We start from the raw sequence: 20,484 nt of genomic DNA, 5'->3' as shown, positions 1-20,484 counted from the left end.
CAGCCGCTCGCGGGGTAGCGTGCGGTGCTGCTTTTCGAGGTGGTCGAGATCCTTTCCTTCGGGTGCTGGAGGTGCCGGTGAGCGCGGGACGAGCGGTCGGGCTGCTGCTCGGCGTGGCGGCGGACGCGGCGTTGGGCGACCCCCGGCGCGGACATCCGGTCGCGCTGTTCGGACGCGCGGCGCAGACCGCGGAGAAGGCGCTCTACCAGGACCGCCGTTCCTCGGGCATCGTCTACACCGGCGTGCTCGTCGGCGGCACCGCCGTGCTCGGAGCCCTGGTGCAGCGCGCCGCCCGCCGCAGCCCCGTGCTGGAGGCGGCCGCGACCGGGGTGGTGACCTGGGCGGTGCTGGGCGGCACGTCGCTGGCCGACGAGGGGACCGCCATGGCGCGGCTGCTCGACGCCGGTGAGATCGACGCCGCGCGCGACCGGCTCGGCAACCTCTGCGGGCGCGACGCCGCCGTCCTCGACGGGCAGGGCCTGGCCCGCGCCACCGTCGAGTCCATCGCCGAGAACACCTCGGACGCCGTCGTGGCGCCGCTGGTGTGGGGAGCCGTCGCCGGGATTCCGGGGCTCATGGCCTACCGCGCGGCCAACACGCTCGACGCGATGGTCGGTCACCGATCACCGCGCTACCGCGAGTTCGGGTGGGCATCGGCCCGGCTGGACGACCTGCTGAACCTGCTGCCGTCCCGCTTCGCCGCCGCGCTCACCGCGGTGTGCGCACCCGTCGTCGGCGGGTCCGGCAGCGGTGCCTGGCGCACCTGGCGGCGCGACGCGGCGGCCCACCCGAGCCCGAACGCGGGGCAGATCGAGGCGGCCTTCGCCGGTGCCCTGGAGATCCGCCTCGGCGGGCGCACGATCTACGGTTACGTCACCGAGCAGCGCCCGATCATGGGCGAGGGCCGCACGGCCGACGCCGGCGACGTGACGCGCAGCGTCGAGCTCTCCCGCCTGATCGGCACGGTCACCGGAGCCGTCGCGGCCACCGCAGCAGTCCTCCGCCACCGCTGACCCACCGCATCCTGGCGCGTGGTCGCACGCCTCGACGTGCCGGTGGCAGCGATCAGTCGGTGGGCTTGTCGAGGGATTCGGTCTCGCGGCGCTCTTCCTCCGCGATGGCCTCGGCCACCGAGAGCTTGCGGCGGCGCTTCCGGGTCGAGGTGTGCGATCCCGCGTAGCGCGACCCGCCGTCGCGGGAGCGCGCGGGCGAACCGGACTCGGAACCGCCGCCGGCTTCCTCGTCGGCGTCGCGGCGCCACGCCGGGGCCGCCTCGGGCCTCAGCTCGGTGTAGATGAGGTAGCCGATGGCGACGATCGCCATGATGCCGAAGGCGATCCACTGCAGGGCGTAGGAGAAGTACGGCCCCGACTCCAGCCGGGGCAGCGGCAGCGCGCCGAGCACGCCCGGCTGGCCCTCGGCGAGCGCGACGTAGCCCGGGCGCAGCGGGACGCCCGTGCCCTCGGAGATCGTCCCGGCGTTGACCGCGTAGGCCCAGCGGTGGCCGTCGTGGTCGAACAGCGGACGCTGCTTGCTGTCGGTCTCGTCGGCGCGGATCCGCGCCGTGATCGTCACCGGACCAGAGGGAGCGGCGGCGTAGTCGGGCGCCTGGGTGCCGTTGACCGGGCGCACGAAGCCCCGATCGACCAGCACCGTCGTCCCGTCGTCCAGCCGGAACGGCGTGAGCACCTCGAACGCGGGCTCGCCGAGCACCGTGCGCTGCCAGGCCAGCGTCTCGGCCGGGTGCAGGTACTGGCCGGTCAGCAGCACCTGCGACCACTCGGTGGTGACGTCGGGCGCGCGACCTGCGGGCAGCACCTCGTTCAGCGGCTTCGGCGAGGCGTGGAAGGACTCCGCGATGGCCTTGTTGCGGATCTCGGTTTCCTCGCTGCGCCCGAACTGCCACGGCGCGAGCGTTGTGAAGCACAACGCGGCGAACACCACCACCAGCGCGATCGCACCCAGCCACCCGGGCCGCAGCAAGAACTTGAGACGCACACCCACACGGTAGGCGGCCCCGCCAGGGGAGAGTCTGAGACCCCGTCTCAGTGTGACCGCGACGCCAGCGCGCGCCGGGCGGACCGGGCGGCCTGACCGCCGTAGCCCGAGCCGAAGAGCACCGCGTGGACCAGCAGCGGGAACAGCTGGTGCAGCGCGATCCGGTCGCGCCACCCGTCGGCCAGCGGACTGACCTCCTCGTAGGCGGCGACGATGCGCTCCAGGTGCGGGCAGCCGAACAGGTGCAGCATCGCCAGGTCCGTCTCGCGGTGACCGCCGTGCGCCGCGGGGTCGACCAGCCAGGCCCGCTCGGAGCCCCAGTGCACGTTCCCGCTCCACAGGTCCCCGTGCAGCCGCGACGGCGGCTCGGCCGGACCGGCGAGCTCGGTGATGTCCTCGCAGACCTGGTCCAGCACCGTCGCCGACTCCGAGTCCAGCGCCCCCTCGTCGACCGCGCGGCGGACGTAGGGCTGGACGCGGTGCCGGGCGTAGAAGGTCGGCCAGTCGTCCTCGGGGTCGTTGCGCATCGGCGCCAGCCCGATCCAGGCGTCGGCGGGGCCGCCCGGAGGCGGGCTCCCGAACGCCGGAGCCCCGGAGGCGTGCAACCGGGCCAGACCCCGTCCCAGCTCCTCGGCCGCCCGCGCCGTCGGTGACGAGGCGGGGACGTGCTCGGTGACCAGGCAGTTCGCGCCGTCGCCGAAGACCTCGGGCACGGCGACGGCACCGGGCTCGGCGAGCCACCGCAGCGAGGCCGCCTCGGCCTCGGCCGCGCCGGGCATCGACGGCGAGGCCGACTTGGCGAACACCTCGGTGCCGTCGTCGAGGCGCACCGCGAACGCCGCCGCGGTGTCCCCGCCCGACAGCCGCCGGGTCTCGGCGACGCCGCGCCCGGTGATCCGGGAGACCTCGTCGGCGATCACAGCCGCTCCCGCACCCACGCCATCAGTCCCGGCATCGCCGCCTCCACCATCGCCAGCACGTCGTCGAACCCGTTCGGCCCGCCGTAGTAAGGATCGGGCACCTCGGTCCCGTCCGCGTCCGGGTCGAAGGAGCGCAGCAGCCGCACCCGGTCCGGATCACCGGCCAGCCTGCGCACCGCGCGCAGGTGCCCCTCGTCCATCGCCACCAGCAGGTCGGCGCCCAGGTGCCGCTCGTCGATCTGCGCGGCGACGTGGTCGGTGGGGTAGTCGTGGGAGGCCAGCACCTTCTCGGTGCGCGGATCGGCGGGCTCGCCGACGTGCCACGGACCGGTGCCCGCGCTGGAGACCTCGACCCGCGAGTCCAGCCCGGCCCGGCGCAGTTCCTCGGCGAAGATCAGCGCCGCCATCGGCGACCGGCAGATGTTGCCCGTACAGATAAAAGACACATGCACGCCCCGAGGGTACGGATGCCCCTTCGTCTGGACTCGCCTTGCGTGGCGGTGCGGGTGGCGGAACCTCAGCAGTCCTCTGGGTCCGGGCGCCACTCCTGATGTCTTCCGCTTACCCCAGGGTGGACATCGGCGTCGCGGCGTCCTCCACAGAGAACCGCTGAGAACCCGCGGCGGTGCCAGTTGCGAGAGTGGTCTTCACATCTCGCGGCTACGCCGCTTGCACGCAGTTCGAGGCGGCCTCTGAAGCGTTCCGACGTGGACGTTTAAACTGCCCCCGATGAGCGGCGACGATCGAGAACTGCTGCGCCACCACGGCGATGTGGACGCGGCGCGCGGACTCGCCGACTTCGCCGTCAACGTGCGGCTGGAGCGGCCACCGGAGTGGCTGCGCGCCCGCCTCGCCGAAGCCCTCGACGACCTCGGCTCCTACCCCTCGGCGGCAGCCGACGAAGCCGCCCGCCGAGCCGTCGCCACCAGGCACGACCGGCACCCCGACGAGGTCGTGGTGCTGGCCGGAGCCGCCGAGGGGTTCGCGCTGCTGCCCGCGCTGCGCCCGAAGCTGGCCGCGCTGATCCACCCCTCGTTCACCGAACCCGATCTGGCCCTGCGCAACGCCGGCGTCGAGGTCGAGCGCGTCGTCCTCGACCCCGCCGACGGCTACCGGCTGCACGCCGACCAGGTCCCCGACGAGGCGGACATGGTCGTGCTCGGCAACCCCACCAATCCGACCTCGGTGCTGCACCCGGCCGACGAGATCCGGAAACTGCTGCGGCCCGGCCGGGTCGTGGTCGTCGACGAGGCGTTCATCGACACCGTGCCCGGCGAACGCGAATCCCTCGCGCACCTCGCCGATCCGGGACTGCTGGTGCTGCGCAGCCTCACCAAGATGTGGGGTCTGCCCGGCCTGCGCGCCGGTTACGCGCTCGGCGCCCCGGAACTGCTCGCCGAGCTCGGCCGGAACCGTCCTCACTGGCCGGTCAACTCGCTGGTGCTCACCGCGGTGCGCGCCTGCTGCGAACCGCACGCGATCGACGAATCGCAGCGCGCGGCCGCCGAGTTCACCGAGCACCGGGCCGGGCTGCTCGCCGAGCTCGCCGACCTGCCCGGCGTCGACGTGGTGCGCACGGCCGAGGCACCGTTCCTGCTGCTGCGGGTGCCGGGCGGGCAGGAGGTGCGGGAAGCGCTGCGGGACCGCGGTGTCGCGGTGCGCCGGGGAGACACCTTCCCCGGTCTCGACACCGATCACCTCCGGGTCGCGGTGCGCGCGCCGGAGCAGAACTCGTTGTTGGTCAAGGCTTTTCGAGATGTTGTGGAACGTGGGTGACACGGTGCGTATTCGGGACGTGATCGGCGCGCTGGAGAAGGCGTACCCCACCGGGCTGGCCGAGGACTGGGACGCCGTCGGCCTGGTCTGCGGGGACCCCGACTCGGTGGTGCAGCGCGTGCTGTTCTGCGTCGACCCGATCGAGGCCACGGTCGACGAGGCCATCGACTTCGGCGCGCAGCTGCTGATCTCGCACCACCCGCTGCTGCTGCGCGGCGTGCACGGCGTCCCGGCCGACGACCACAAGGGACGCGTGGTGCACCGGCTGATCCGCTCCGGCATCGGCCTCTACTGCGCCCACACCAACGCCGACAAGGCCAACCCCGGCGTGTCCGACGCGCTGGCCGGTGCGCTCGGCCTGACCGCGACGCGCCCGCTGGTGCCCACCGCACCCGGCGCCGACACCGGGCTGGGCCGCATCGGCGAACTCGCTCGGCCCGAACCGTTCCGCGCCTTCGTCCGCCGCGTCGCCGACGGCCTGCCCACCACCGCGTGGGGCGTGCGCGGAGCCGGTGATCCGGACCGCGAGATCCGCCGCGTCGCCGTCTGCGGCGGAGCCGGCGACTCGTTCCTGACCACCGCCGCCGAAGCCGGGGTCGACGCCTACGTCACCGCAGACCTGCGCCACCACCCCGCGGGCGAGCACCTCGCCCAGGCCGACGTGCCCGGCACCTCGGTGCCGGCCCTGGTCGACGTGGCGCACTGGGCCAGCGAATGGCCCTGGTGCCAGCAGGCCGCGGACCTCGTGTCCGCCGCGCTGCCGGATACAGTCGAAGTCCTCGTATCCACCCGACGCACCGACCCGTGGACCGTGCACGCCGGTGCGACACCAGACCCAGGGAGGGCGCTCGCGTGAAAGCCGACCCCGCCGTACAACGACGGCTGCTCGATCTCGCGGATGCCGACGCGGAGATCAACCGCGTCGCGCACCGCAGGCGCACGTTGCCGGAACTCGAGCAGATCGGTGCCGCCGAGCGGGAGGTCCAGACCAAGCGCGACGAGCTCGTGGTCGCCCAGACCGCGTTCAACGACCTCGACCGCGAGGTCAAGCGGCTGGAGACCGAGGTCGACAACGTCCGCAAGCGCGAGACCCGCGACCGCGACCTGATGGCCGCGGGCGGACCCGCCAAGCAGCAGGAGGAGCTGGAGCACGAGCTGCAGACCCTCGCCCGCAGGCAGGCCGTGCTCGAGGACGAGCAGCTGGAGGTCATGGAGCAGCGCGAAGCGCTGGAGACCAACGTGACCAAGTCCCGCGAGGCCGTCAGCGAAGCCGAGCAGCGGCTCGGCGACATCCAGTCCCGCCGCGACGAGGCGCTCAACGAGCTCGAGGTCGCCGAGACCCGCAGGCAGAACGAGCGCGACCTCATCACCAAGTCCCTGCCGGACGACCTCGTGGCCCTCTACGAGCGGGTCCGCGCCCAGCGCGGGATCGGCGTCGGACTGCTGCAGGGCGCCCGCTGCGGGGCCTGCCGCATCGAACTCGACCGGCACGCCCTCAACGAGGTCCGCGAAGCCGCCGCCGACGACGTGGTCCGCTGCGAGGAGTGCGGCGCGATCATGGTCCGGGAGAACAAGTGAGAGTCGTCGTCGAGGCCGACGGCGGATCGCGCGGCAACCCCGGCCCCGCCGGCTGCGGCGCGGTCGTGCTCGACGCCGACACCCGCGCCGTCCTCGCCGAACGCGCCATCGGACTCGGCGAGACCACCAACAACGTCGCCGAGTACCAGGGGCTGATCGCCGGACTCCGCGCCGCCGGCGAGCTCGGCGCCGCGCAGGTGTCGGTGCGGATGGACTCCAAGCTGGTCATCGAGCAGATGGCCGGGCGCTGGAAGGTCAAGCACGCCAACCTCCAGCCGCTGCACGCCGTCGCGCGCGAGCTCGCCGCCGACTTCGAGCGGGTCGACTACGAGTGGATCCCGCGCGCCGAGAACTCCGCGGCCGACAAGCTCGCCAACGACGCGATGGACGGCAACACCGTCGAAACCGGGCAGGTCACCGAGACCGAGAGCGCCTCGGCGCGCACCCGCCCGTCCGGCTGGCAGAACCTGCAGGGCGCACCCACCAAGATGCTGCTGCTGCGGCACGGCCAGACCGCCATGTCGGTCGACAAGCGCTATTCCGGTCGCGGCGACGTCGAGCTGACCGAGCTGGGGGAGCGGCAGGTCCGCGCCGCCGCCAAGCGCCTCGCCGCCATGGACGGCGTCGTCACCCCCGACGGCACCGCCCCCATCATCGCCTCACCGCTCACCCGGACCCGCCAGAGCGCGCAGGCCGTCGCCGACGCCACCGGCGGTGAACTGGAGCTCCACGACGGCCTGATCGAGACCGACTTCGGCGAGTGGGAGGGCCTGACCTTCCTCGAAGCCGCCGACGCTTACCCCGACCTGCACCGGAAGTGGATCGGCGATCCCGCCGTCGTGCCGCCCGGAGGCGAGAGCCTCGCGGCCGTCCACCAGCGGGTCACCACCGCCCGCGACGACCTCGTCGAGCGCTACGCCGGCAAGACGATCATCGTCGTCAGCCACGTCACCCCGATCAAGTCCCTGCTGCGCATGGGCCTGGACGTCGGACCCGAGGTCTTCTACCGCCTGCACCTGGACCTGGCGTCGCTGTCCATCGTGGAGTTCTACCCGGACGGCAACGCCTCGGTGCGGCTGGTCAACGACATCTCCCACTGGGCCTGAACCCCGGGCTGGCCGGAACGAGGAGCGGGCACGGCGGTAAAATCGCCGGTGCGGAAGAGTCGGTCGGGTGACCGCGGCGGGTCACGACCCGTCGAGGAAAGTCCGGACTCCACAGAGCAGGGTGGTTGCCAACGGCAACCCGGGGAAACCCGCGGGACAGTGCCACAGAAAGCAGACCGCCCGGCGCTCGCGCCGGGTAAGGGTGAAACGGTGGTGTAAGAGACCACCAGCACCTCGGGTGACCGAGGTGGCTAGGTAAACCCCACCTGGAGCAAGGCCAAGATGGGCGTTCCGACGCCTGCGCGGACGTTCGAGGGTTGCTCGCCCGAGGTTCGCGGGTAGGCCGCACGAGCTCGTCGGCGACGGCGGGCCTAGATAGATGGTCACCGAACGGCTGGTCGTGAGACCACCGGGAACAGAATCCGGCTTACAGACCGTCTCTTCCGCATTCTCTCGAGTTTCGTCCTCGCGCTCGGGGTGCGTTCGGCTCGGGCGCGTCAGACCCGGGTGGCTCGATCGTACTGATCAACTGCTCTGTGGTCTTCGTGCGTGGCGGTGCGGGCAGCGGAACCTCAGACGCTTTCTGGCTCCGGGATCCGAGACTCATGTATGCCGAACACAGCGCTTCGGCTGTCCTCCCCAGAAGACGTCTGAGAACCCGCGGCGGTGCCGGTTGCTCTGGTGGGGCACTGAGGAAGCACCTTCGTCGCTTGCCTGACGGTGGTTGGTTGCGGGGTGTCGGGGAAGCACCTCGGTGCCCGTCGGACGGCGTTGGTCCGTTTGTCGCAGCGGTTTTCGTGCTTGTGGGCTACGGGTCGCAACCCATGCCCTGGGGGGAACTCTTCGTGCGGGTGCCGTTACCCTGATTCCTGCGCGTCAAGATCACCTCGTTCTTTCGGGTTCGGCGATCACGTCGAGTGATCCAGTCGGGTGCTTCCTGGCGCGATGTGCGGAAATCCACTGGACCACCGGAACGTTCACGGTGCGTTACGAAGGGGCTCGCAAGCGGGTGAACAGCCACGAGGATCAGGCTCGAAACCGGCCGAACGGGCGCCTATTCCGCGATGACCAGCCCGTGGGGGCTTGCTCGAATGGCCTATTCACCGCGTGATGTCCGTTTCGCCGTCGCGCTGTAACCCGCCACACCCGAGCTCGCAACCACTACTTCTGGTGACCATGTCATGTTCTACTCGTATCTGCGCGTTGCGGATCACCGCCACGCGTTGAGGTACCGGCCCGCAGACACTCCGCGTACTCAGGGGTAAAGAGATGACCGCCATGCCGCTGGAAACACTGGCGCACCTGGACGTACTCGCTCAGCAGACACAACTGGGCACCGACGGCATCCGCGGTTGGATCCTGAACAACGTGCTACCGCTGCTGCTGCTCACGGTGGCGATCCTGCTGCTGTGGCTCGGTGGCGGCAAGGGCGACAACGCCGGCGTGATGCGCCGCGTCGGTGGTGTGCTCGTCGCCCTGGCCATCGTCGGCATCGCGGTCACCAACGCGGGAATCGACATCGGCACCTTCATCGCACAGCTCTTCAGCACCAACGGGTGATGTCCAGTGCGGATACGCACCGATGACGAGGTTTACCGGGTAGACGCCGTCTGGCTCGGCCCGCCGAAGGCGACCTTCCCCTGGCGTGCGCGCTACGTGGCGTGGGGCGTCGGCACGGTGGTGTTCCTGCTGGTGCTGGCCATCGAACGCCGGATGAACATCGGCTTCGGGTTCTTCTCCACGGCGTGGGCCCTGGTCATCACGGTGGCGTTGACCAGGCTCATCTGCGCCAAGATCGGGCACGAACGCCCGCTCGGCGCGGTGATGCAGATGTGGATGCGCGAGCTGACGGCACCCCGCGAGAAGTCGCAGTCCACCGGCGGGGCGGCGAGCGCCGCCCGGGTCCGGGTCCGGCGGCGTCGTCCCGTGCCCAAGAACAAGCGCTCCCGCCGCGGACAGCAGCGGCAGGGGCAGGCCCCACGACAGTCGCAGGCCAGAAGGCAACAAGCCCGGCAGGCGCAGCCGCGCTCCACCCGGACCGGGCAGCAGGTCGGAAGCAGGCGCACGCGTAGCAAGGAGGTTCGCGGTGTTCGGTCGCCGTCGAGGCGGTGAGCAGCAGCCGCAGCAGGTACCCCGCGGCTCCAGCGGCAAGATCCGCGGTGCCAAGGGCAACGGCAAGCCGCGCAAGCGCGCACGAGGTCTGGGTGATGAGCAGTCCATCCCGACCTACACCCCGTCGATCGCCGCGCGCACCATCGACGGGCACCTGCTGCGAACGGGCCAGGACGTCTTCGCCTGGTACCGGCTCTCCCCGCAGCGCTGGTCCTTCCGCTCGGATTCGCAGCGCCAGGACCTCGTCGCGGCCATCGCGGGCCAGTACGCGGAACTGCAAGGGCGCTGGCTGCACCTGCGGGTGACCAACCGGCCGTACCCGATCCGGATGTGGGCCGAGGCGCACGTGCACAACGCGCGCAACCCCCTTCCCGACGCCGACGGCGCGCTGTCCTTCGACGACTACATGGTCGGCGAGCAGCAGCAGCTGATGGGCCGGTCCATGGCGGAGAAGGAGGTCTACCTGGGTGTCCAGGTGCAGACCCGCAACGTCGTGGACCGCGCGGTGGAACGCGCCGCCCCGCTGCTGCACAAGGTCTTCCCGGAAGCCGTCGACGCCGAGCTCGTCGCGCTCGACAGCGAGATCGAGCACCTGGACCAGGTGATCGGCTCCGCCGGGCTGGACGGCCGCCCGGTGACCGCCGAGGAGATCTCCTGGCTGATGCACCGGTCCTGCTCGCTGGGCCTGCCGGCTCCGCGCAACCTGCCCGCGGTGCCCGGAGCGCCGTGGGAACCCGAGGACCTCGCGTCGTTCACCGACGCCTCCGACATGCACCAGGACCCGTACTCGCCGACGGTGACCGTGCGCGGCCGGACCGGCTCCAACGCCGGTGTCACCCGGCACGTCGCGGTGCTCACCGTGGGTCAGACGCACGGCCTGCAGATCCCGGAGATCGACGACCCGTGGATGCAGCACTCCGACCGGCTGCCCGCTCCGGTGGAGTGGTCGGCGCGGATCTACGTGCGGCGTCCCGAGGACGTCGGCGGCGAGCTCCAGCGGCAGATGAACAAGGTCCGCTCCCAGGTCCGGCACTACACCGAGGAGCACGGCCTGGAGCCGCCGACCTCGCTGGCCCGCCAGGCGGGCCGGGTGCTGGAGATCGACGACGAGATGACCTCCGGTTTCACCGCCCTGGCCACCCGGGTCAAGTCCTGGTGGCGGATGTCGGTGTCCGGCCCCACCGAGCGCGACGCGCTGCGGCTGGCCCAGCAGATCCTCGACCTGTACAAGCCGAAGGTCGCCATCGAGCACCCCGAGGCGCAGTACGCGATGGCGCGCGAGTTCATCCCGGGCGAGCCGCTGGCCAACACCGCCTACCTGCGGCGCGGTTCGGTGGTGTGGGCGGCTTCCGCGGTGCCGCAGGCCACGGCCGAGGTCGGTGACCGGCGCGGCATCCTGCTCGGCGAGACCTGCACCGCCACCCGGCGTCCCGTCGCCTGGGACCCGTGGATGGCGCAGGAGGTCCGCGACGCCTCCGGTCTGACGGCGATGGTCGCCGGGCTCGGTGGCGGCAAGTCCTTCCTCGGCGGCGGCATCGTCTACAAGACGCTGCGGGCCGGCGCGCACTGGACGCTGCTGGACCCGTCCGGGCCGCTCTCCGAGCTGTGCAACCTGCCGGAGCTCAAGCCCTACGCGCGCAACATCAACCTGCTCAACGCCCAACCCGGCATCCTCAACCCGTACCGGGTGGTCGCCGAACCGGAGCTGGAGCACTTCGTCGACGAGGAGGACCCGGAGCGCGGCTGGCGGCGCGAGCGCGCGCTGGCCGCCGCGACCCGGCGCCGCCTGGTGCTCGACGTGCTCACCGGCCTGCTGCCCTACGAGGTCGCGAAGCTGCCGCAGACCCGGATCGTGCTGCTGCGCGCGGTCCGCGCCGTCGGCGGACGCGTCGATGCGCACCCGGGCATGGTCTTCGAGGCGCTGCGCCGAGACGCCAGCGAGCACCACGAGCACGCGGTGGTCGTCGCCGACTTCCTCGACGAGATCCGGGAGCGGATGGCACTGCTCATCCCGGAGAGCAACGCCGACCCGTACTCCGAGACCCGCGACGACCGGCTGACGGTGCTGACCATGGCCGGTCTGACGCTGCCCAAGGACGGCGTCGGCCGCGAGCACTGGACCGACGCCGAAGCCCTCGGCGTGGAGATGCTGAACCTGGCGGCCTGGCTGACCCAGCGGTCGATCTACGAGCGGCCCAAGGGCGAGCGCAAGGGCGTCTGGATCGACGAGGCGTTCTTCCTCTCCGAGGTGCCGACCGGTCGAGTCCTGATGAACCGCTTCGCGCGAGACTCGCGGAAGTGGAACGTGCGAGTGCTGCTGTCCAGCCAGATCCCGGCCGACTTCCTGCGCATCCAGGGCTTCGTGTCGCTGCTGGACTCGGTGTTCATCGGCCGGCTCGACGACGAGAGCGCCCAGGCCGACGCGCTGCGGCTGCTCAAGGTGCCGGTCGACGCCGGTTACGAGCAGGTCGTCTCCGCGCTGGGACGCCGTCCCGGACCGGCGCGCAACGCCACCCAGCGGGACCGCGCGCCGCGCCAGTTCATCTTCGGCGACGGCGCGGGCGGCGTGGAGAAGATCCGCATCGACTTCTCCGGCCCGCACCTGGAGCACCTGCGCGATTCCCTGGACACCACACCGGCTTCCGAACCCGACGCCGAACCGCGGGCGCTGAGCCCGGCACCGGACGGCGACGGCGTGAACTCCGACTCCAGCACGTCCGCGCTGAACCCGGCGGAGGACGACTACGGGGACGATTTCGAATCGTTCGACGAGTTTGAACTCGAAAGCGTCGGCATCGGTTTCGATGACGGCACCGAGAGCTCGACCCGCCGGCCGGGCGAGCGGGGTGGGGACGACGCGAGGTGAGCGGCGCGGTCGTGAGCATCGTGGTGATCGCCGCTGCGCTCGCAGCGGTGGCCGCCGTGCTGGTGGTCAATCGCCGGACGCGTTCGGCGGAAGTGCTGACGCCCCGTCGCCGTAGGGCCTACCTGCTGATCGCGGGCCTGCTGGCGATCCAGTCGCTGATGGCGGTCCCGGCCTGGGGCCAGAGCCTGGACTGCAAGGAGGCCCCGAACCCGGAGCGCCCCGGCTCGGGCATGGTGGGCGCGCTTGACCCGGCGCCGATGGGCGCGGGCAACCCGGGAAGCGCCTACGACGAGGTCGGCTACGCCGGTCTGATCTGGCACACCTACGACCTCGGCTGCGGCCCCCAGGGCGTGACCAACCCGAACGCGCTGGTCGACACCTGGGTCGGCAACGAGCTGTTCAACCTCGCCAAGAACCTGGTGGGCGCCACCAACGGGCTGCACTACGCGCTGCTCAACGGCGACCTGATGGACCCGCTGGACGAGGTGATCGCCACCGGCACGGTCGCGCTCTACGACAGCGTGTTCGCGCCCTGGTTCGGCCTCGTCGCGCTGGTGCTGGCGGTCGTGCTGTTCCGCTACATCTGGCAGGGCGACCTGGCCAGCATCGGCAAGCGCGGCATGTGGGCGCTGGCGGGGTTGTGGTTCGCCTCGGCGACCTACCTGACGCCGCTGGTCTACACCCACGCGCTCGACGAGATCGTGATCACCGGGACCTCCGCAGTGCAGGCCGGTTTCCTGCACGAGGTCGGCGTCGACGAGGCCAACGCGCTGCCGACGCTGCTGCACGATCAGGTGATCTACCGCAACTGGCTGCGCGGCGAGTTCGGTTCGCCGGACTCCCCGCAGGCCCAGCAGCTCGGCCGGGAACTGCTGCGCGCCCAGGCCTGGACCAAGCAGGAGGTCAACGCCGGGGCCGACGGCGGTTCGCCGGAGGGCAAGAAGCAGGCGTTCGAGGACGTCGCGGGCAAGATGGGCAGCGCCTACGGCTACTTCCAGGGCATCGACGGCAGCCGCGTCGGCGCGGGCGTGCTGGGCAGCGTGCAGTCGCTGGCCTACGCCTCGTTCCAGCTTCTGGCCAAGGCCACCATCCTGCTGGCGCAGGTGCTGCTGCGGGTGCTGATCCTGGCCGGTCCGCTGATCGGCCTGATCGCGCTGGTCTACCACCAGATCCTGCGGATGATCGGCCGCGTCGCGGGTGCGGCGGTGCTCAACGTCGTGATGGTCTCGGCGCTGGCCGGTCTGCACACCCTGCTCCTGACCTGGATCTTCGACCCGACCCGCGGTTTCTCCGCGCTCACCCAGATCCTGCTGGCCGCGCTGATCACCATCGTGTTCCTGATGATCGCCAGGCCGATCCGGCGGATCGCGCAGATGGTCGAGCTGTCGGTGGGCACGGTCGGACGCGCGGAGCCGCGCGCGCAGGGCGGGATCTTCGCCCGCTTCGGCAGGCGGGGCGAGAACCCCTCCGGCGGCGAGTTCTGGGAGCAGGTCCGCGACAGCGATCCCGAGGACGAGTACGGCGACCGGCCGCGCCGGAGGCGCCCGGAGGCGCTGCTGCCCGCCGTCGCCCAGCGGCTGGACCGCGACGACGACTCCGCGCCGCAGGGCTCCATCGGCTCGGGCGGTGCGGCGGCCGGAGCGCTGCCCGCCGGCGGCGGTTCGCCGCGCCGACCGGGCGGCATGCAGGGCGTCCCGGAGATGCGGGCGGCCAGTCGGGTGGTCGATACCAACCCGGTGGCGGATGCCAAGTGGGACGGGAACGACGAAGATCCGGTGTTGATCCCGTCGCGGGCGACGGTGGAGCGCGTGTCGGACCAACCGGCCGGCGCCGACTCGCCGCGCCTGGCCGACCGCGAGGTCGTGCAGGGACGTCCGGTGCACGTGATCTACCGGCCGTCCCGGGGACTGGAAGTGGCCGATGGCTGACCACACGAGGGGGAGCTGATGCCGATCCGGACGCACCGCGGGCGAGCCGCGGTGTACCGCAGGTTCTGGGGCTGGCCGCTGCGCTCGCCCAAGCACCTGGCGGCCACCCTGGTCGTGGTGGGCGCGGTGGCCACCGTCGTCGGACTGCTGCTGCCCGAACCACCGCCGAGCCGCAACGAGGCCGCCGGTGGGCGGACGACCGAGTACACGCTCCCGCCGCAGCGCTCCGCCGTGGTGCCCACGACCAAGCGGCCGCCGACGATCTCCGTGCCGCAGGCCGGTCCCACTCCGACCGCGCCGGACCCGGCGGGTGTGGCGATCGTGGAGAAGTGGGGCGAGGCGTGGGTGAACCACCCGGTCGGTGCCGACCGCCAGCAGTGGCTGAACGGGCTGCGCCCGCTGACCACTGACGAGTTCCTCACCGAGCTGTCGACCGTCGATCCGGTGAACGCGGGCAACGTGATCACCGGAGCGCCGTCCGCGGTGAGCTCGACCGAGGGCTCGATGATCGTCCGGCTGCCCAGCGACATCGGGGTGCTGAACGTGACCGTGAACAGGACCCCGTCCGGTTGGCGGGTGGCACAGTACGACAAGGAAGGTTGACGCGCATGCGCAAGCTCGTGGTCGCTTTCATCGTGCTCGCGGGTTTCGCAGGAATGATCGGTCTCGGTGCGCTGACGATGCTGATCAGCAGCAGCAGCGGCGGCAACCAGGGCTGGTCCAACTGCAGCGCCAACCTCGGGCCGTGGGGCAACGGCGCCGGGAGAGGTGAGCAGGACGCCGGTTCGCTCAAGCCGGAGTCCGTCGCGCTGGCCAAGCGCATCATCGAGGTCGGCAAGCAGCGCGGGCTGCCGCCGCGCGCGTGGCAGATCGCCATCCAGGCGGGCAAGACCGAGTCGAACCTCGCCAACCTGACCCACGGCGACCGCGACTCGCTGGGCATCTTCCAGATGCGGCCGTCGATGGGCTGGGGATCGGTCGCGCAGGTCACCGACGTCGAGTACCAGATCAACAAGTTCTACGACGTGCTGCTGGCCGTTCCCGGCTGGGAGGAGCTGCGGCCCGGTACCGCGGCGCAGCGCGTCGAGCGCTCCGCGTTCCCGCTGCGCTACCACCGCTGGGAGCCGATGGCCGCGCACCTGGTCAGCGTCGAGGGCAACGTTCCCGGCATCTCCGGCTGCGAGGACCTGCCCGGGGCCAGCGTGCTCGCGGGCCAGGCCCTGTCGTACGCGAAGGCCCAGCTCGGCAAGCCCTACGTGTGGGGTGCGGCGGGTCCGGCGTCGTTCGACTGCTCGGGCCTGACGCAGCAGGCGTGGAAGGCGGCGGGTGTCGAGATCCCGAAGTACTCGCAGACCCAGTACTTCCAGGGCGGCGTCCACGTGCCGCTGGCACAGGCCCAACCGGGTGATCTCGTGTTCTGGGGATACGGCCGCGATCCGAACGGAATTCACCACGTCGGGCTCTACTTGGGCGACGATCAGCTGCTGCACGCACCGCAACCGGGTGAATCAGTCGAGGTCACGAAGTTGTGGGACGGCGGGCAGCTGCTGCCGATGGTCGTCCGGCCCGCAGCGGACACGCCCGCGCCGCCCGGCGCGGTACCCGCCGCCGGAGGCGCCCGTTAGGTAAGAATGGCGTCGGCCTGCTGAAACTCCGGAAAGGGTTGCTCATGTTCACTCCGGACCCGATCCCGCGGCCGACCGGTCCGCCCGCGTCGAGCACGCCGCTCGGTGACTACCTGAACCAGTCCCCACCCGGAAGTTCCTCGGGTTACGCGGTGTTACCGCGTTCGCTCGCCGAGGCGATGCCGCTGCCCTGGCAGCACCAGATGCGCAACCTGCTCGCCGAGTTCCACCAGGCGTTCGGGCACGTGCAGTGGCCCGTCTACCGGGTGGTGCCGTCCCGCTACGAGCGGCTGGCCAATCTCGACGACGACCAGCTGGCCGAGGTCGGCTGCACCGTCGAGGTCGGCGACGACGGCGAGCTGGAGTACCGGATGCGCGACGGCCGCCGGATCGAGAACCCGGAGGACCACCAGGTGCTGGTGTCCTGCCTGGACCCGATCCCGCCGCGCGGCGTCCAGCCCCCGGCGGCCCCACCGCCACCGCCGGCCTGGTGACGACTCGTGACGGCCGTTCGGACATCCCGGTCGATCCGGCGCGCGAAGCGTGACAGGCGGGCGCTGTCGTGCGAGGCTCGGGGCATGGCCCGCGGAGGTTGGTACTTCTGTTTGAAGCATCGGCAGGTCGAGCCCAAATCGGGCTGCCGTGCCGCCGACCGCTTGGGCCCGTACCCGGACCAGCAGACCGCTGCTCGCGCTCTTGAGATAGCCGAGGAGCGCACCGAGGCGGCCGATGAGGCCGACCGCCGCTGGAAAGAAGAGGACTGAGTTCTCGTGGCGGCGGCGGAGAGGTCCCCGGACGGCGTCCACGCTGTTCCTCCCGTTGCCGCGCACCCGTTGGGGCTGGACTTCGCCGCCGTCCGGCGTGAGCTGAACCTGCCCCGCGACTACCCGACGAGCGCGCTCGCCGAGGTCGAGCAGACCGTCGCCCAGCCGCTGCCGACCGGATTCCGCCACGACGCCACCGACCTCCCGCTGGTGACGGTGGACCCGCCGGGCGCCAAGGACCTCGATCAAGCGGTGCTGCTGCGACGGCGCGGCAGCGGGTACCGGGTGCACTACGCCATCGCCGACGTCGCCGCGTTCATCCCGCCCGGCGGTGCCCTCGACCGGGAGGCGCGGCGCCGGGGGCAGACGCTCTACCTGCCGGACGGCAACATCCCGCTGCACCCGACCCTGCTGTGCGAGGACGCCGCGAGCCTGCTGCCCGACCAGGTGCGCGTGGCGGTGCTGTGGACCATCGACCTCGACTCCGACGGTTCTCCGGAGCGGGTCGACGTGCGCCGCGCGCTGGTGCGCTCGGTCGCCCGCCTGGACTACGACGGCGTGCAGCGCACCCTGGCGCACGGCTGCGCGCACCCGTCGATCGAGCTGCTGCCGGAGATCGGCAGGTTGCGCCGCGAGCAGGCGTTGCGGCGCGGTGCGATCGAGCTGGGGCTGCCCGAGCAGCAGGTGGAGTCCGACGGCGAGGGCGGCTGGCGGCTGGCGCTGCGGCCGAGGCTGGTCGTGGAGGAGTGGAACGCCGAGATCTCACTGCTCACCGGCATGTGCGCGGCGGAGATCATGCTGGAGGCCGGCGTCGGTGTGCTGCGCACCGTGCCCGAACCCGATGCCGCCACCGTCGACGTGCTGCGGCGCTCGGCGAACCAGCTCGGGGTGCACTGGCCGGTCGGCTTGTCCGCGGCCGAAGCGCTCGCCGAGCTCGACCCGGCACGCCCGGAAGCGCTGGCGGTGCACGTGGCGGCCACCCGGCTGCTGCGCGGCGCCGGCTACACGGCGTTCGACTCCGGCGCGCCCGCCAAGTCCGGGCACGCGGGCATCGGCGCCTCGTACGCGCACGTGACCGCACCGATCCGGCGCCTGGTGGACCGGTACTGCGCGGAGATCTGCCTGGCGGTGACCGCAGGCCGCGAGATCCCGGAATGGGTCACCGAGGCGCTCGGCGAACTCCCGTCGGCGATGGGCGGCTCGGACCGGGTCGCAGCGCAGGTCGAGCGGGCCTGCATCGCCCAGACGTAGGCGTGGTCGTTGGTCTCGCGCGTGGGCGAGGAGTTCCCGGCGACGGTGCTGCGGGTGCCCAACGGCGTCGCGGGTGAGGTCTTCGTCGCCGATCCGCCGATCATCGCCCGCTGCACCGGCAGCGGCCTGGGCGAGGGCCAGCAGGTTCGCGTGCGGCTGGTGACCGCCGATTCGGAGCGTCGCGACGTCGAGTTCGAAGTGGCCTGACGCACACCTCGTGGCATTCTCGTGGCCAGTGGGTCGATTGTGGATCGTGAAGGTCGATGGCGACGAGAGGGGCCGTGAAGGTGACTGGCGTGCGGGAGATGACCGTCGGAGTGTTGGGCGGTACCGGAGCTCAGGGCCGGGGGCTGGCGATCCGCTGGGCCAAGGCCGGGCTGAAGGTCGTGATCGGGTCCCGCAACGCGGAGCGAGCTCAGCAGGCCGCCGATGAGATCAAGGAGATCGCGGGCGGCGACGTCACCGGCGCCGACAACGCGGGCTGCGCGGCGGCCTCGGACCTGGTGCTGGCGGCACTGCCGTGGGAGGGCCACGCCGACACGCTGAAGTCCCTGCAGACCGAGCTGGCGGGCAAGATCGTCATCGACTGCGTGAACCCGCTCGGTTTCGACAAGAAGGGCCCCTACGCGCTGCCGGTCGAGGAGGGCAGCGCCGCCCAGCAGGCGGAGCAGATCCTGCCCGACTCCCGGGTCACCGCGGCGTTCCACCACGTCTCCGCGGTCACCCTCGCCGACCTCGCCGTCGACCACGTCGACCTCGACGTCCTGGTCCTGGGTGACGACCGCGAGGCCACGGACACCGTCCGCGAACTGGCCGACGTCATCCCCGGCGTCCGGGGCATCTACGGAGGTCGCCTCCGCAACGCCCACCAGGTCGAGGCCTTCACGGCCAACCTCATCGCCATCAACCGCCGCTACAAAGCCCACGCAGGCCTCCGAATCACCGACGTCTGACCTGCGCCGCCAACCCACCGCCCCAAGCCGACCCCCGATTTCAGTGGAACTCCGAACCCGAAGTTCAGTGGAAATCCGGGGCCGGGGGCCGGGATCTCGGTAAATGTCTGGCGTCGAGATCCGGATTTCAGTGGAACTCGGGCCCCGATTTCAGTGGAAGTTGGGGTGAGTGGGAGTGGCGGGATCGTGGCACGGTGTGGGCGGAGGTGGTGTCCGTGCTGCCGGAGGAAGCGAGCTGTTGGAGCGATGACGAGCGGGAGCGGGCGGATGCCCTGCTCGACGGGCACGCGGTGGTGATCAACGTTCGCAAGGACGGACCGCACAAGCACCTGGTCCCGTGGCTCGTCGAGCAGGACCTGGTGACCTACGTGGGACATTCCGGCCCGAGGCACTCGTGGCCGCAGTCGGACTTCGCCAGCCCGTTCGTCTCCGAGGCCAAGACCGACCGCGAAGCCATGGTCCGGCACTACGAGCAATGGCTCGACGGCCGCCCGGACCTCCTCGAACGCCTCCGCGAAGGCGAGCTCGCGGGCAGGGCGCTGGGCTGCTGGTGCGCTCCCAAGCCCTGCCACGCGGACGTCCTCGCCCACCGAGCGCACTGACGACCGAAAGCCGGGGCGTGCCAAGCACACCCCGGCTTCAGCGGGTCAGTGGAAGGAGTGCTCCGGGCCGGGGAAGGTGCGGCCCTTGACCTCGTCGGCGAACTGCTCGGCTGCGCCGGAGAGGATGCCGCCGAGGTCGGCGTACTTCTTGACGAACTTGGCCGTGCGGCCGGTGTTCATGCCCGCCATGTCGGTCCAGACCAGGACCTGGGCGTCGCAGTCCGGGCCGGCGCCGATGCCCACGGTGGGGATGCGCAGCTCGTTGGTGACGCGCTTGGCGGCTTCGGCGGTGACCATCTCCAGCACCACCGAGAACGCGCCGGCCTCCTGCACGGCCAGGGCGTCGTCGAGCAGCTGTTCGGCCTGGTCACCGCGGGCCTGCACGCGGTAGCCGCCGAGGCCGTGCTCGTGCTGCGGGGTGAAGCCGATGTGGGCCATCACGGGGATGCCCGACGAGGTCAGCGCCTCGATCTGCGGGGCGAAGCGGCGACCGCCCTCCAGCTTCACCGCGTGCGCGCGGCCTTCCTTCATGAACCGGGTCGCGGTCTCCAGCGCCTGCTGGGGGGAGGCCTGGTAGGAGCCGAACGGCAGGTCGGCGACGACCAGCGCGTGCTCGGCGGAGCCGGTGACGGCGCGGGTCAGCGGCAGCAGTTCGTCGACGGTCACCGGAAGCGAGGTCTCGTAGCCGTAGACGTTGTTGGCCGCCGAGTCACCGACCAGCAGGACGGGGATGCCGGCCTGGTCGAAGATGCGGGCGCTGTACATGTCGTAGGAGGTGAGCATGGGCCACGGCTCGCCGCGCTCCTTGAGCTGCTGGAGGTGGTGGATGCGCACCTTGCGCCGGGTCGGTCCCGATCCGTACGGCGCCGCGGTCTCGCCCTGGTTGTGGGCAGCAGTCATCGTTGACCGTCCTTTTCCCTCGAGGCCCGAAACGGGTCCCCGGGTCGTTGCGGATGGTTGTACTCGCCAGCGTCGCACGCGGACCCCGGCGAGGCGATGACTGCT

The 20,484-nt window shown here is 71.5% G+C and carries 19 protein-coding genes, 1 other RNA gene and 1 pseudogene; 17 read left to right on the top strand and 4 right to left on the bottom strand.

From position 1 onward, the window contains the following. Positions 1–77 precede the first annotated feature (77 nt). Positions 78–1,013, top strand: coding sequence for a cobalamin biosynthesis protein (locus KBO27_RS18980; protein WP_210971264.1), 936 nt, complete (start codon positions 78–80; stop codon positions 1,011–1,013). Positions 1,014–1,065: 52 nt separating this feature from the next. Here KBO27_RS18980 and KBO27_RS18975 read toward each other — a convergent pair whose 3' ends face one another. The 3 genes from KBO27_RS18975 to KBO27_RS18965 are packed head-to-tail and all read right to left on the bottom strand — an operon-like array spanning position 1,066 to position 3,370. Continuing rightward, on the bottom strand, positions 1,066–1,998 hold the full coding sequence (locus KBO27_RS18975) for an SURF1 family cytochrome oxidase biogenesis protein (RefSeq protein ID WP_210971263.1): 933 nt from the start codon (positions 1,996–1,998) through the stop codon (positions 1,066–1,068). 47 nt (positions 1,999–2,045) lie between these two features. Then, entirely contained in the window at positions 2,046–2,915 is an 870-nt protein-coding gene (locus KBO27_RS18970) for a fructosamine kinase family protein (RefSeq protein ID WP_210971465.1), read from the bottom strand. After that, on the bottom strand, positions 2,915–3,370 hold the full coding sequence (locus tag KBO27_RS18965) for a low molecular weight protein-tyrosine-phosphatase (protein WP_210971262.1): 456 nt from the start codon (positions 3,368–3,370) through the stop codon (positions 2,915–2,917). Before KBO27_RS18965 ends, KBO27_RS18970 begins: the two co-directional genes overlap by 1 nt. Before the next feature lie 277 nt (positions 3,371–3,647). On the opposite strand from KBO27_RS18965, the gene cobC reads away from it, so the two are divergent. The 16 genes and pseudogenes from cobC (at position 3,648) to KBO27_RS18885 (ending at position 19,479) form a co-directional block, all read left to right on the top strand. Continuing rightward, a complete protein-coding gene (gene cobC, locus KBO27_RS18960) occupies positions 3,648–4,694 on the top strand; it encodes an Rv2231c family histidinol phosphate aminotransferase CobC (protein WP_210971261.1) in 1,047 nt (348 codons plus the stop codon). After that, positions 4,687–5,550, top strand: a complete 864-nt coding sequence (locus KBO27_RS18955) for a Nif3-like dinuclear metal center hexameric protein (RefSeq protein ID WP_307870486.1) — start codon at positions 4,687–4,689, stop codon at positions 5,548–5,550. Before cobC ends, KBO27_RS18955 begins: the two co-directional genes overlap by 8 nt. Then, positions 5,547–6,272 (top strand): zinc ribbon domain-containing protein, encoded by a 726-nt coding sequence (locus KBO27_RS18950; protein ID WP_210971259.1) that lies wholly within the window; start codon positions 5,547–5,549, stop codon positions 6,270–6,272. The genes KBO27_RS18955 and KBO27_RS18950 overlap by 4 nt, the downstream gene beginning before the upstream one ends. Further along, a complete protein-coding gene (locus KBO27_RS18945; protein WP_210971258.1) occupies positions 6,269–7,378 on the top strand; it encodes a bifunctional RNase H/acid phosphatase in 1,110 nt (369 codons plus the stop codon). Before KBO27_RS18950 ends, KBO27_RS18945 begins: the two co-directional genes overlap by 4 nt. Before the next feature lie 55 nt (positions 7,379–7,433). Beyond that, positions 7,434–7,824: RNase P RNA component class A (gene rnpB / locus KBO27_RS18940), an RNA gene on the top strand. An 823-nt stretch (positions 7,825–8,647) separates the two neighbouring features. Beyond that, on the top strand, positions 8,648–8,938 hold the full coding sequence (locus tag KBO27_RS18935) for a hypothetical protein (RefSeq protein WP_132626116.1): 291 nt from the start codon (positions 8,648–8,650) through the stop codon (positions 8,936–8,938). A gap of 6 nt (positions 8,939–8,944) precedes the next feature. Then, the gene (locus KBO27_RS18930) at positions 8,945–9,490 is read left to right on the top strand and encodes a hypothetical protein (RefSeq protein ID WP_132677069.1); all 546 of its coding nucleotides are present in this window, start codon (positions 8,945–8,947) and stop codon (positions 9,488–9,490) included. Further along, a complete protein-coding gene (locus KBO27_RS18925) occupies positions 9,465–12,356 on the top strand; it encodes an ATP-binding protein (protein ID WP_372448862.1) in 2,892 nt (963 codons plus the stop codon). Before KBO27_RS18930 ends, KBO27_RS18925 begins: the two co-directional genes overlap by 26 nt. 11 nt (positions 12,357–12,367) lie before the next feature. Beyond that, positions 12,368–14,284, top strand: a complete 1,917-nt coding sequence (locus KBO27_RS18920) for a hypothetical protein (RefSeq protein WP_307870485.1) — start codon at positions 12,368–12,370, stop codon at positions 14,282–14,284. Between the two features lie 18 nt (positions 14,285–14,302). Further along, the gene (locus KBO27_RS18915; RefSeq protein ID WP_210971257.1) at positions 14,303–14,887 is read left to right on the top strand and encodes a hypothetical protein; all 585 of its coding nucleotides are present in this window, start codon (positions 14,303–14,305) and stop codon (positions 14,885–14,887) included. Positions 14,888–14,892: 5 nt separating this feature from the next. Then, positions 14,893–15,909, top strand: a complete 1,017-nt coding sequence (locus KBO27_RS18910; RefSeq protein ID WP_210971256.1) for a C40 family peptidase — start codon at positions 14,893–14,895, stop codon at positions 15,907–15,909. Positions 15,910–15,953: 44 nt separating this feature from the next. Next, positions 15,954–16,403 (top strand): hypothetical protein, encoded by a 450-nt coding sequence (locus KBO27_RS18905; RefSeq protein WP_210971255.1) that lies wholly within the window; start codon positions 15,954–15,956, stop codon positions 16,401–16,403. Between the two features lie 111 nt (positions 16,404–16,514). After that, entirely contained in the window at positions 16,515–16,673 is a 159-nt protein-coding gene (locus KBO27_RS18900; RefSeq protein ID WP_372448861.1) for a hypothetical protein, read from the top strand. A gap of 6 nt (positions 16,674–16,679) precedes the next feature. Beyond that, positions 16,680–18,131, top strand: a pseudogene (locus KBO27_RS18895) (RNB domain-containing ribonuclease). Between the two features lie 80 nt (positions 18,132–18,211). Further along, positions 18,212–18,877 carry an NADPH-dependent F420 reductase gene (npdG, locus tag KBO27_RS18890; RefSeq protein ID WP_210971254.1) on the top strand — a complete coding sequence of 222 codons (666 nt, stop codon included), beginning with the start codon at positions 18,212–18,214 and terminating at the stop codon, positions 18,875–18,877. Between the two features lie 194 nt (positions 18,878–19,071). Continuing rightward, positions 19,072–19,479, top strand: a complete 408-nt coding sequence (locus tag KBO27_RS18885; RefSeq protein ID WP_307870484.1) for a DUF4326 domain-containing protein — start codon at positions 19,072–19,074, stop codon at positions 19,477–19,479. Positions 19,480–19,524: 45 nt separating this feature from the next. Here the strand turns inward: KBO27_RS18885 and panB are convergent, their stop codons facing one another. After that, positions 19,525–20,379: a 3-methyl-2-oxobutanoate hydroxymethyltransferase gene (gene panB / locus KBO27_RS18880; RefSeq protein WP_210971253.1), complete on the bottom strand. Its 855-nt coding sequence runs from the start codon at positions 20,377–20,379 to the stop codon at positions 19,525–19,527. Between the last annotated feature and the right edge of the window lie 105 nt (positions 20,380–20,484).

Source organism: Saccharopolyspora endophytica (genome assembly GCF_018070075.1).
Classification (GTDB): Bacteria; Actinomycetota; Actinomycetes; order Mycobacteriales; family Pseudonocardiaceae; genus Saccharopolyspora; species Saccharopolyspora endophytica.
The sequence above is the reverse complement of the archived record's forward strand: the minus strand, read 5'-3'. Positions and strand labels throughout refer to the sequence as shown.